The 12,397-nt window shown below is 27.0% G+C and carries 9 protein-coding genes; 2 read left to right on the top strand and 7 right to left on the bottom strand.

What is annotated here, in order from left to right:
* Positions 1-178: 178 nt before the first annotated feature.
* Complete coding sequence (locus F1B92_RS07625) at positions 179-1,585, bottom strand: aspartate ammonia-lyase (RefSeq protein WP_154571254.1); 1,407 nt, start codon at positions 1,583-1,585, stop codon at positions 179-181.
* A 159-nt stretch (positions 1,586-1,744) separates the two neighbouring features.
* On the opposite strand from F1B92_RS07625, the gene F1B92_RS07620 reads away from it, so the two are divergent.
* Positions 1,745-2,440 (top strand): ABC transporter permease, encoded by a 696-nt coding sequence (locus F1B92_RS07620; RefSeq protein ID WP_154571253.1) that lies wholly within the window; start codon positions 1,745-1,747, stop codon positions 2,438-2,440.
* Positions 2,441-2,457: 17 nt separating this feature from the next.
* Here the strand turns inward: F1B92_RS07620 and htpG are convergent, their stop codons facing one another.
* From htpG to F1B92_RS07590, 6 genes are read right to left on the bottom strand one after another with little or no spacing between them, the layout of a single operon-like run.
* The gene (gene htpG, locus F1B92_RS07615) at positions 2,458-4,293 is read right to left on the bottom strand and encodes a molecular chaperone HtpG (RefSeq protein WP_154571252.1); all 1,836 of its coding nucleotides are present in this window, start codon (positions 4,291-4,293) and stop codon (positions 2,458-2,460) included.
* 54 nt (positions 4,294-4,347) lie between these two features.
* Positions 4,348-5,568, bottom strand: coding sequence for an SH3 domain-containing protein (locus tag F1B92_RS07610; protein WP_154571251.1), 1,221 nt, complete (start codon positions 5,566-5,568; stop codon positions 4,348-4,350).
* A complete protein-coding gene (gene purQ / locus F1B92_RS07605) occupies positions 5,562-6,227 on the bottom strand; it encodes a phosphoribosylformylglycinamidine synthase I (RefSeq protein WP_154571250.1) in 666 nt (221 codons plus the stop codon). Before purQ ends, F1B92_RS07610 begins: the two co-directional genes overlap by 7 nt.
* Positions 6,224-6,460 carry a phosphoribosylformylglycinamidine synthase subunit PurS gene (purS, locus tag F1B92_RS07600; RefSeq protein WP_154571249.1) on the bottom strand — a complete coding sequence of 79 codons (237 nt, stop codon included), beginning with the start codon at positions 6,458-6,460 and terminating at the stop codon, positions 6,224-6,226. The genes purQ and purS overlap by 4 nt, the downstream gene beginning before the upstream one ends.
* An 8-nt stretch (positions 6,461-6,468) precedes the next feature.
* Positions 6,469-7,188 carry a phosphoribosylaminoimidazolesuccinocarboxamide synthase gene (purC, locus tag F1B92_RS07595; RefSeq protein ID WP_154571248.1) on the bottom strand — a complete coding sequence of 240 codons (720 nt, stop codon included), beginning with the start codon at positions 7,186-7,188 and terminating at the stop codon, positions 6,469-6,471.
* The gene (locus tag F1B92_RS07590) at positions 7,188-8,543 is read right to left on the bottom strand and encodes a S41 family peptidase (protein ID WP_154571247.1); all 1,356 of its coding nucleotides are present in this window, start codon (positions 8,541-8,543) and stop codon (positions 7,188-7,190) included. Before F1B92_RS07590 ends, purC begins: the two co-directional genes overlap by 1 nt.
* Before the next feature lie 170 nt (positions 8,544-8,713).
* Between F1B92_RS07590 and F1B92_RS07585 the strand changes: the two genes are divergently transcribed.
* Positions 8,714-11,293, top strand: coding sequence for an ATP-dependent Clp protease ATP-binding subunit (locus F1B92_RS07585; RefSeq protein ID WP_154571246.1), 2,580 nt, complete (start codon positions 8,714-8,716; stop codon positions 11,291-11,293).
* Positions 11,294-12,397 lie beyond the last annotated feature (1,104 nt).

Raw genomic sequence — 12,397 nt, 5'->3', positions numbered from 1 at the left:
GTGTCTAAATTTAGATGCAACTATTTAAATTTAACTTTTTTACTAATTTATTTTTAAACATCAATTATTATAAATGGTAATTTATTTAATTTATATAAATTAGTATGATTTATTAGGAATTTAATCAACCCATAAAATATTTATATAATTTTATGGGCTTTAAATTTATTTATCTAAATCATTTTTTTATAGATGGCATTTTTGGATTTAACATATTTTTTGGATCTAAAATATCATCAACTTCTTTTTTTGTTAAAAGTCCTCGTTCAATCGCAATCTCACCCACCGATTTCCCACTTTGCAGTGCCTCCTTTGCTATACTGGCTGAATTTTCATAACCAATTATTGGATTAAAAGCTGTAACTATACCGACTGAATTTAATACTAAATTTAAGCAGTTTTCAGGTTTAGCTTTAACATCTTTTATGGCTTTATTAGCTAAAGTTTTATAAGCATTTTCTAAAAGAATTAAAGAATTAAATAATGCATAAGCAATGCCAGGCTCAAATGCATTTAATTCAAACTCTCCTCTTTGACTACAAAGCATAATTGTAGTATCATTTCCTATTACTTCATGACAAGCTTCACCAACGACCTCGCAGATAACTGGATTTACTTTCCCTGGCATAATTGAACTACCTGGTTGCATTTGTGGAAGTTCTATTTCACCAAAACCACATCTAGGACCTGAGTTCATAAGTCTTAAATCATTTATAATTTTACTCAATCTAACAGCAGCAGTTTTTAAAACCCCACTTACCATTACAAAATCTCCTGTATCTTGTGTAGCAGCGATAAAATCATCAGATTGTTTGAAATCAATCTCTGTAATTTGCTTTAACTTTTCTATTACTATAAATTTATAATCTGGATGACAATTAATCCCCGTACCAATAGCAGTTGCACCTAAATTTAAGCTTTTCATTAATTCCATAGCAAATTTTATATTTTTGATATCAAATTTTATGTAAGTTGCAAAAGCATTAAATGAATTTCCTAAAGTAGTAGGAACAGCATCTTCTAGCTCTGTTCTACCCATTTTTATAATATCTTTAAATTCATCTGCTTTTTTTTCTAACTCTTCAACCAAAATTTTCATCGCTTTTAATAAATCTGATAGTTTGGCATAAACTGCAACCTTGACGGAGCTAGGATATGTATCGTTTGTGCTTTGTCCTAAATTTGTGTGATCGTTTACGTGCAAATAATTATATTCGCCTTTTTTATGCCCCATTTTTTCTAGTGCTATATTTGTCAAAACTTCATTTATATTCATATTTGTTGAAGTTCCTGCACCGCCTTGTATCATATCGACCATAAATTGATCAATGTATCTACCTTGGATCAACTCATCTACTGCTAAAATAAGAGCATCTGCTCTTTTCTTATCTAAAACACCAACTTCTTTATTTGCAAGTATTGCAGCTTTTTTAATTTGAGCAAAAGCTTTGATAAAAAAAGGATAGTCTTTTAATCTTCTTCTTGTCATTTTGAAATTTTCAATTGCTCTAAAAGTTTGAATTCCATAATATACATCATTTTCAATCTCTAATTCACCTATAAAATCATGTTCTTTTCTTGTCATTGTATCATCTCCTTATCTATAATTAAAAATTTTACTACAAATACATTAATATAACTTGAAAAATTTAAATTAAAATTATTTATTTTTTTGTTATGTCAGAATTAAATTTTATACTAAAATATAAAATTTTTTTAATGTATTTTTAGTATAATTGCAACTATGATTAAAATTTCGTTAATTAACTTAATTATAATGTTACTTCCTGTTAGTTTTGTTTGGTATTTTTACTATAAATGGACTAAAAATTTCATAGAAATTCCTTACTCTACAATCAGAATGATTTTGCAATTAATTGCAATTGGTTATGTTTTGGTTTTTATTTTTAAAAATAAAAATATGTTCTTAGGTGGAATTATTTTGATTTTTATGTTAATTTTTTCAACTATAATTATTTTAAGAAACACTAAAAATAAAAATTTTAAAAATTATTTTTGCATATTTTTTGCAACTTTTATCTCATCTTCTTTAAATTTATTTATTATTGTATATGTTATTTTAGAAATAAAATATATATACGAACCAAAATACATTATACCAATTGCTGGAATGGTTTTATCAAATACTATGAATGTTCTTAGTTTAGCGATTGAAAGATTTGAAAAAGAAATACAAAGAAACGAGTATTTTGAAGATGCTAGAAATATCGCATTTAAGGCCTCATTAATACCGCAAATAAATTCCCTTCTTGCCGTTGGGATAGTAACTCTTCCTGGTATGATGACAGGACAAATCATTTCAGGAGTTGATCCATTGATTGCTGTAAGATATCAAATTATGATAGCTTTACTTGGAATTTCTGGAGGCGGAATGGGTGCTGTTTTATATTTTTTACTAATCAATAGGGCTTATAAGTAGCTTAAAAGCTACTTATATTACGCTAATTGTGTTATTAAATTTGTTAAAATTTTTGCAAATTCATTAGGATTTTTAACCTCTAAACCTTCTTGAATTTTAGCTATATTTAAGATAATTTTTGCTAAATCATCTAAATTTTCTTCATTATTTAATAGTTTTGTAGCTATTTTATGGTTGGGATTTATCTCTAAAATCGGTAAAATTTCAGGTAAATTTTCTTGCCCCATTTGTTTTAAAATTTGTTGAGTTTCAAAATTTGGATCATTTTTATCATAAACCAAGCAAGCAATAGACTCTTTTAATCTCGATGTTACTCTTACATCCTTTACATCATTTTTTAAAATTTCTTTTAATTTTAAAATTACGTTTTCATACTCTTTTTGATCTATTTTTTCTTCGCTAAATTCAGCTTCAGATGCAGGTTTTATAGGTGTTTTATCGTATTCAAAAATCATTGGTAAAATTATAGCGTCAATATCATCATCGCAAATCAACACCTCAATATCTTTGTCTTTTAAAATTTCTAAAATAGGAGAATTTTTTAAAGCTTCATAACTCTTCCCACTAATATAATAAATCTCTTTTTGATCCTTTTTCATACCATCTTTATACTCTTTTAAAGTTATAAAATCCTCTCTTTTACTTGTTTTAAAAAGAACTAAATTTAAAATTTCATCCTTGTGTGCATTAAATCCATAAAGTCCTTCTTTTAAAACTTTGCCAAAAAGTTTGTAAAATTTTATGTATTTTTCTCTATCGTTTTTTAGTATTTTTTCAAGCTCGCTTAAAATTTTCTTGACACTTGCGTCTTTAACGCTCGCCATAACTCTATTTTCTTGTAAAATTTCACGACTAACATTAAGTGGAAGATCTTCTATGTCTATAATGCCTCTTACAAATCTTAAAAAAGTTGGTAAAAGTTCCTTTTCATCATCTGTTATAAAAACTCTTTTTACGTAAAGCTTTACTCCACTTTGATAATCAGCTCTATAAAGATCAAAAGGTTGAATACTAGGTATATAAAATAGGGTGGTGTATTCTATTTTGCCTTCAGCTTTTGTGTGGATGTGCATTAAAGGATCTGTGCTGTCATGGCTTATTTGTTTATAAAATTCATTATAATCACTATCTTTTAAGCTACTTTTTTGCATTTGCCATAAAGCACTTGCATTATTGATTTGAGTATTTTTGATCTCAGTTTTTGGGGTTTTATTATCATCTTTCGATGAAACATACTCTTCTTTGTCCATAAAAATAGGATATGGAATGTGATTTGAGTATTTTTTAATAATATTTTGTATTGTAAATTCATTTAAAAATTCATCATCTTTAAGATAAAGTTTTATGCTAGTTCCATTACTTTGTTTCGAGCTTTTTTCTACACTAAAACTCTTAGCATCGCTTATCCATAAATTCGCTTCATCGCTAAGTGCTTTTTTGCTTAACACTTCTATTTTATCAGCAACCATAAAAGCAGAATAAAAACCAACACCAAATTGACCTATTAAATTTGAATCTTTTTTAGCATCTTTACTGATTTGAGATAAAAACCCTTTTGTCCCGCTTCTAGCTATCGTGCCTAAATTTAAAACCAACTCATCTTCATCCATACCAATGCCATTATCTTCAATTATTAAAGTTTTATTTGTTTTATCTAATTTTATATCGATTCTTGGAGTGTAATTTAATGTTTTATATTTTTCGTCTGTTAGATAAAGATAGTTTAATTTATCAAGTGCATCACTGGAATTTGAAATAAGTTCTCTTAAAAAAATTTCTTTATTCGAATAAAGTGAGTGAATCATTAAATTTAATAAATCACTTACTTCAGTTTGAAATTCATGTTTTTTCATAATATATCCTTTATAATAAATTTAGCAGATTATACCGTAAAGTGATTAATATTTTTAATTATTTTCTATTTTTAAGCTACTTTTTTCTATCCAGCCAACTTTCCCATTTTCAACCATAATTTTATAATAGTCTAAATTTTCATCAAAAATTTTAACATTTTCATCATTTTTAGATATATAAAATATAGTTGATTTTTCAATTGGTAAAATTTTTACCTTTGTATTTGCTTTAATCACTCCTGTAGAGTATGAATTTTGTGAATATATTTGATATGCTATTAATAAAATTGCAAATATAAGCGGTGTTGAATTTCTGCTTAAAATAAATATAAAAATTAGTATCCCGGCAAGAAAATATATTAAAAATTTTTTCTGAATTAAAAATGGGTCATTTAATGGATTTATCTCTGTTTGAGTGCTTAAATCATCAATTTCTAACTTAACATCAAGTGAAAAGTCGCTAAATTGTTTTGTTTTAGCATTAAAATAGCTAAAATTTAAACTGGTTTTATCGTTTTTAAAAACTACAAAATAATAAGCACTTTGATCTGGATATATTCCTTTAATAGAACTAACACCTTGTTTTAATATCTCATCATTTTCTATATAAAAAGATGCAATATTAGAATTTTTAGTTTTTAAAAAGATTGTCATAATATTTGATTTATCATCAAATTTAGAAGTTTTATAACTTATGATCTCTAAATCATCAGCTACAATATTAGCATAATTTAATCTATCTTCTACTGATTTTACTTTTGGTAATCTTGGTGAAATACTAGCTTTTTGAAAAACTTCACCATTTCTTAAAGCTAAAACGTTTAATTTTAAATTTCCAATATTTGTAGAATTAGACTCAAACCAAAGCTTTGTTTTAAAAATACCGCCATTTTTTTGCCATTCAACTTTTTGATTTAACCATTTTAAATTTGGACTTTTTTCCATACTTAAATTTAGGTCTAAATTTATATCTTGCTGTATATCAGCTATCAAATTTAGACTAAAAATTTGATTTTTAAAAACAGATTTTGGCATATTTGTAGTAGAAAGTAGTAAATCAGTAACTCTTATATCTTGATAAATTTTGCTATCATCCATATCTAAATTTCCCTCATCGCTTGGAGCAATTTTTTTTAAATCATCAATACTTAAATGTTTTTTTTCTAAAATTTGCTTCTTATTTGATGAGTTTGGTTTAGTTATTTCTAAATACTCGATATCATTTGAAAAAGTATAGTTAAAAATAAATAAAAATAATACTAAAAGCCTTAGCAAATAAATCCTTTTATGATTTTAACTCCATCATCTCCGCCTAAAATCTTATCAATTGCTCGCTCTGGATGTGGCATAAGACCGAAAATTTTCTTATTTTCATCACAAATTCCAGCTATATAATCAACCGATCCATTTGGATTTTTAAAGTTTCCATCTTTATCACAGTATTTTAATAAAATTTGATCATTATCTTGCATAAATTTAAGAGTATTTTCATCAACAAAATAATTTCCTTCGCCGTGAGCTATTGGAATGTTTAAAATTTCATCTTTTTTGCATTGTGATAAAAATTTATTGTTGTTTGAAATAACTTTTAGATGATGATATTTAGATATAAAATTTAAATTTATATTTTTATTCATAGCACCTTTTAATAAATTTAACTCTAAAAGCATTTGAAAACCATTGCAAATTCCTAAAATATAGCCACCTTTTTTGGCGTGATTTATTACTGCATTCATAATAGGGCTAAATTTTGCAATCGCAGCAGTTCTGAGATAGTCGCCATAACTAAATCCGCCTGGCAAAATAACTAAATCAGCTTCTATTTTTTCAATTTTGTGCCAAATAATTTCGCATTTATAGCCTAAATTTTCAAAAGCAAATTTTGTATCATTTTGACAATTAGTTCCAGGAAAATCTAAAATTGCTACTTTCATAAAACTATCTCATATTCTTCAATAACTGTATTGGCAAGAAGTTTTTCGCACATTTCAACAACATCATTTTTAACCTCATCTTTATCATCTTTATTTATATTAAAAACTATTTGTTTTGCAATCCTAACATTATCAACATCTTTAAAACCAAGCGAGATAAGAGCATTTTCAACCGCCTTGCCTTGTGGATCTAAAACGCCATTTTTTAATTTAACATTTACTACTACTTTCATATTTGTCCTTACGATAAAATTCTTTTTAAAACCTCTTCATAGGCTACTTTTACATTGCCTAAATCTTGTCTAAATCTATCTTTATCAAGCTTTTCATTTGTTTTTGCATCCCAAAATCTACAACTATCAGGGCTAATTTCATCAGCTAAAATTATATTTCCATCCACATCTTTGCCAAATTCAATCTTAAAATCAACCAATTTTAAATCTTTTTTTATAAAAAATTCTTTTAAAATAGAGTTAATTTTTTTAGCCTCATTTTTAAGATAGTTAAGCTCATCTTGATTTTCTATCGCATTTAAAAGTAGGGCGTGTTCATCATTTAAAATAGGATCATTTAAGTCATCATTTTTGTAGCAAAATTCAACCAAAGCAAATGGCAAAACAGTTCCATCTTTAATGCCTAATCTTTTTGTCAAGCTTCCTGTTGCAATATTTCTAACAATAACTTCAAGTGGAATAATTGTGCATTTTTTAACTATTTGTTCGTTATCGCTAATTGTTTCAATTAGATCTGTTTTTATGCCATTGGTTTCTAAAATTTTAAATATTTGAGTAGAAATTTTATTATTTAAAGCACCTTTTCCTAACTCTTGCGATTTTTTGATACCATTAAATGCTGTTAAACTATCTTTAAATTCAGCTAAAAGAAGATTTTCATCTTCATTTATAGACCATATTTTTTTAGCCTTACCTTCATAAATCATCTCTTTTTTTGTAGCTTTCATTATTTATCCTTTGTTAAATTTAGAATTTTAATTGTATCTACCGCAGTTTTTAATTGTATATCTTTATAAACAGCAGATTTAGAAATTACTTTATCTTTATTATTGTTTTTTTTCTTGGTTTCTTTTTTTGTTGAGTTTGTATCAATCTTTTCAAGTTCGCTTTGAAGATGTTTTTTTAAATCTTTTTCTTTAAAATCAAAGTCTTTATTATCATCAGGAACTTTTCCTGGATATACTAATAAATCAGGCTTAACTCCAGTATTTTGTATAGTTCTACCGCTTGGTAAATAGTATCTTGCTATCGTCATTCTAAGAGCCTCTTTTTCGTTTAATGGAAGAATTACCTGCACACTTCCTTTTCCAAAAGTATTTTCTCCTATAATGACAGCTCTTTTAAAATCTTGCAACGCCCCACTAACAATTTCACTTGCACTAGCACTTCCTCCATTAACCAAAACAACCAAAGGTAAATTTGTGATTTTATTTTTAGGCTCTGCTTTGTATTCTATGTTTTCTTTTTTATCTCTACCTTTTTGAGACACTATAATGCCTTTATCTACAAATAAATTTGTAAGTCCTATAGCTTGATCTAAAAGTCCTCCTGGATTATTTCTAAGATCTAAAATTATACCTTTTGCATCTTTATGTTCTTTTATAAATTTCTTTGCTTCATTTGTTACTTTTTGATCAAAATTTGTAACCCTTAAATACAAAATATCTTCATCTTCTATGCTTTTAGCATATACAGAATCAACTTTTATAATATCTCTTGTGATATTGACATCAAAAGGTTTTGCTTCACCTTTTCTAAAAATAGTGATTGTTATAGGTGTTTTAGGTTCGCCTCTCATTTTATTAACAGCCTCATCAAGAGTTATACCAAGCGTTGCATTACCATCTATCCTCAAAATAACATCATTAGATTTAATCCCGGCCTTATCTGCAGGAGTGTCTTCTATTGGTGCTACAACTGTCAAAGCACCATCTTTCATACCAACTGTTATACCAAGACCACCAAATTCCCCTTTTGTTTGAATTTTTGTCTCATTAAAAGCCTTTTCATCCATATAGCTTGAGTGTGCATCTAGATTACTCATCAATCCAGCTATTGCTTTATTTATTATTTCAGAAAATTTAAGTTCATCTGCATAGCTATTTTCGATAGTTGTAACAACTCTTGTAAATTTGGCTAAACTTTCAAGTTTTGATTCATCTTTTTTTTTAGTTTCTTTTGCATTTATCGGTGGAATCAAAACCAAGCAAGCACTAAAAGCAAACACTAGACTTGATTTAAAAAATTTATTATATATCAAAATTAATCTCCAAAATTTAAAATTTGGTTTTGATTTTATCATATTTATGGTTAAATTTAGGTAAAAAATAAAAAAGATTTTAAAAAGTATTTAAATTTTAAATCTAAAATTTTAATAATTTTAAAAATATATGATACTTTTTACTAAAAAAACTTGACATTAATACACTAAAGTTATATAATGTCATCACTATAAAACTAAAAGGATAAAAAATGAAAAATATATTAGAAACTTTAACAGATCAGATGAGAGAGGTATTAGAAAGCTCTATTTCTTTATCTATCCATTCTAAAAATATTGAAGTAAAGCCACTTCATATTTTATGGGCTTTGAGTGCAGATAGCAGTTCTTTATTAAATCAAATTTTAAATAAATTTAACATTTCAAAAGAGGCTTTAGAGCTTGAGATAAAATCAAAAATATCAAATTTGCCAACTAGCTCAAATGCTAGTAAAGAAAATATCAAAATAAGTATGGATATGATAAACTCACTTGAGAATGCTAAAGGACTTATGGCAAAAAATGGCGATAGTTTTATAGCTATTGATACGTGGATTTTAGCAAATTTACAAACTTCTCCATTAAAAGAAATTTTATCTAAATTTATTGATTTAAATGAGATAAAAAAGGAGCTTGAAGCTTTAAGAGCGGGACAAAAAATAGACTCTAAAACAGCTGATGAAACGATGGATAGCTTAGCTAAATTTGGAATTGATCTTACACAAAAAGCAAAAGAAGGAAAGCTTGATCCTGTAATTGGAAGAGATGAAGAACTTCAAAGAGTTATGCAAATCTTAATTAGAAAAACAAAAAATAATCCTATCTTACTAGGTGAGCCTGGAGTTGGAAAAACTGCCATAGTTGAAAGTTTAGCACAAAAAATAGCAAAAAATGATGTTCCAACTAGCCTTCAAAACAAAAAGCTAATTGCCCTTGATATGAGTGCATTAATAGCAGGAGCTAAGTATAGGGGTGAATTTGAAGATAGACTAAAAGCAGTAATTAACGAAGTTATAAAGGCTAAAAATATAATTTTATTTATAGATGAAATTCACACAATTGTAGGAGCTGGAGCAGGTGAGGGCGGAATGGATGCTGCAAATATCCTAAAACCAGCCCTTGCTAGAGGCGAACTTCATACAATAGGAGCAACAACTTTAAAAGAGTATAGAAAATATTTTGAAAAAGATGCCGCCTTGCAGCGTAGATTTCAACCTGTAAATGTAGGTGAGCCAAGTGTAAATGAAGCTTTGCAAATTTTAAGGGGCATAAAAGAAAAGCTTGAAGTTCATCATAATGTAAGCATAACTGATAGTGCTTTAGTAGCAGCTGCAAAATTAAGTGGTAGATATATAAGTGGTAGATTTTTACCTGATAAGGCGATTGATTTGATAGATGAAGCGGCGGCTGAACTTAAAATGCAAATTGAAAGTGAGCCATTTGAATTAGCAAAAGCAAAGCGTGAAATTTTAACTTTACAAGTTGAAAAAGAGGCTTTAAAAATGGAAAGTGCAGAAAAAAATAGAATAAGATTAGAAGAGATAGAAAAAGAGCTTGCAAATTTAAATGAAAATAAAAATGCCCTAAATTCTCAATTTGAAAACGAAAAGAGTGTTTTTAACGATATAAGTATAGCCAAAAAAGAGATTGATAGCTTAAAAAATGAGGCTGAAATAGCTAGAAGAAATGGGGATTTAAATAAAGCAGCTGAGATAGAGTATGGAAAAATTCCAAATAAAGAAAATGAAATAAAATCTCTTGAAGAAAAGTGGGCTAAAATGCAAGAAAACGGCACTTTGCTTAAAAATGAAGTGGATGAGAATTTAATCGCTGGAATTTTAAGTAAATGGACAGGCATTAGTGTTTCAAAAATGCTTACGAGTGAAAAAGAAAAATATCTAAATATTGAAAATCACTTAAAAGAAAGTGTTATAGGGCAAGATGAGGCCCTGCATGCATTATCAAGAGCTATTAAAAGAAATAAAGCTGGACTTTCTAGCGAAAATAGACCTATTGGAAGTTTTTTGTTTTTAGGTCCAACAGGAGTTGGAAAAACTGAATCGGCAAAGGCTTTAGCGAAGTTTTTATTTGATGATGAGAAGGCTATGATTAGATTTGATATGAGTGAGTATATGGAGAAACACAGCGTTTCAAGATTGCTTGGAGCACCTCCTGGATATGTTGGATATGATGAAGGAGGGCAACTTACCGAAGCAGTTAGAAGAAAGCCATATTCAGTTTTGCTTTTTGATGAGATAGAAAAAGCTCATAAAGATGTTTTTAATATCTTGCTTGGAATTTTAGATGATGGCAGGGCTACTGATAATAAAGGCGTTACTGTTGATTTTAAAAACACCATAATAATACTAACGTCAAATATCGCATCAAACGAGATTATGCTTTATAATGATGATAAGCAAAAACAGCAAGATCTAGTCAAAGAGGCTTTAAAAGGTTATTTTAAACCTGAATTTTTAAACCGTCTTGATGATATTATCATCTTTAATCCTTTAAATGAAGATAATTTAATAGAAATAGTTGGCATAATGTTTAAAAGTTTAGAAAAAACTTTAGAAAATAGAAATATTAAAGCAAATTTAACTAATAACGCTAAAAAGCTAATAGCAGAAGTTGGATTTGATGCTGAATTTGGTGCAAGACCATTAAGACGAGCGATGTACGAGTTAGTTGAAGATGAGATTGCTGAGATGATTTTAAAAGATGAGATTAAAGATGGAGATGAGATTTTAATAGATGCGGTTGATGATAAGATAAAAATCAAAGCACTTTAAATTTAGAGCAAAATTAAATACAAGTAGGGGATTTTGTATCCCCACTGTTTTTTTAAAAAATTTCTTAACTTTTCATCTTTATTTATTTTTTTGTCTACTGGGATGGTTTTTTGCAACTATTGTTTTTACAAATGTTGTTTTTTAAATAACCTTTAGGGCATCACCTTTAATAGATATTTTAGTTACAAATTCATATTATATAGTTGTGATGCATTCCTATAAATAGAAATTTACATAAAATAATACATAAAATATTATGTAAAAGTATGACTAATAAAGCTATATAATTTTATAAAACAAATCTAATTAGATGGAGAGTGGCTTAAAAAAAATAAAAAAGCAACCACCGATGATGAGATAAAAGAGATAAAAAAAGTTAAATTTGGTTGTGCTCCATTTGGCTGCAAAGACTTTTCTCCTTTTAAAAAATATGCTTACTTTTATCCTCATATTTAAATTGTTTTACTCTTTAAATCTTTTAAATCATCATAAGCTTTAAATAAACAATCATCCTTATGCTTTTTAATAAATAATAAATATTTATAAAAAATATTATAAATATTAACTAAAAATAAAATTAAATTTTTAATTTAATGATGTATGATAGTTGTGTCGTAGAGCCGATATTTTAGTGGCGAAGATATTGGTAAATAGCAGTTTGTGGAACTATAAACGACCTTAAACGACCTTGTCATGATTGAAGCGATGGTTAAATATCTAAGTTGTTTATTTATTATAGAAGAGGGCTTTTGATAGATGAGTTAAAAATCATACTTGATTCAATAGTTTAATAGGCGAAATTTCTTCAGATGAAAAACAAATAAAAAATCAGCTTTACATAAGTTTATCTGTAAAAATTGATGGATAAATTTATTTTTTACAAAAAGTAAAGTCTTTAAAATATCCATATAATCAACATTTATAAATAAAATAAAATACCATAAAAACTTATTTTTTAAAAAATTTGAAAATTATAGTTTTCAATACAAAATATAAAAAATAGTATATATTTAACTTTTTATCAAATTATTAAATGTATTTTTTTAAGTATATTTTTACATAGTTTTAAATATAAAATTAAATTGAAATAATTAAATTGAAATA

The organism is Campylobacter portucalensis, from assembly GCF_009690845.1.
Lineage (GTDB): Bacteria > Campylobacterota > Campylobacteria > Campylobacterales > Campylobacteraceae > Campylobacter_B > Campylobacter_B portucalensis.
This window is presented reverse-complemented; position numbering and strand designations above follow the sequence as displayed.

Bases quoted from the DNA above. Each gene is read 5' to 3' on its own strand.
- F1B92_RS07625 (WP_154571254.1), bottom strand. From the start codon at position 1,585: ATGACAAGAAAAGAACATGATTTTATAGGTGAATTAGAGATTGAAAAT.
- purC (WP_154571248.1), bottom strand. From the start codon at position 7,188: ATGAAAGCTACAAAAAAAGAGATGATTTATGAAGGTAAGGCTAAAAAA.
- F1B92_RS07620 (WP_154571253.1), top strand. From the start codon at position 1,745: ATGATTAAAATTTCGTTAATTAACTTAATTATAATGTTACTTCCTGTT.
- htpG (WP_154571252.1), bottom strand. From the start codon at position 4,293: ATGAAAAAACATGAATTTCAAACTGAAGTAAGTGATTTATTAAATTTA.
- purS (WP_154571249.1), bottom strand. From the start codon at position 6,460: ATGAAAGTAGTAGTAAATGTTAAATTAAAAAATGGCGTTTTAGATCCA.
- F1B92_RS07590 (WP_154571247.1), bottom strand. From the start codon at position 8,543: ATGATAAAATCAAAACCAAATTTTAAATTTTGGAGATTAATTTTGATA.
- purQ (WP_154571250.1), bottom strand. From the start codon at position 6,227: ATGAAAGTAGCAATTTTAGATTTTCCTGGAACTAATTGTCAAAATGAT.
- F1B92_RS07585 (WP_154571246.1), top strand. From the start codon at position 8,714: ATGAAAAATATATTAGAAACTTTAACAGATCAGATGAGAGAGGTATTA.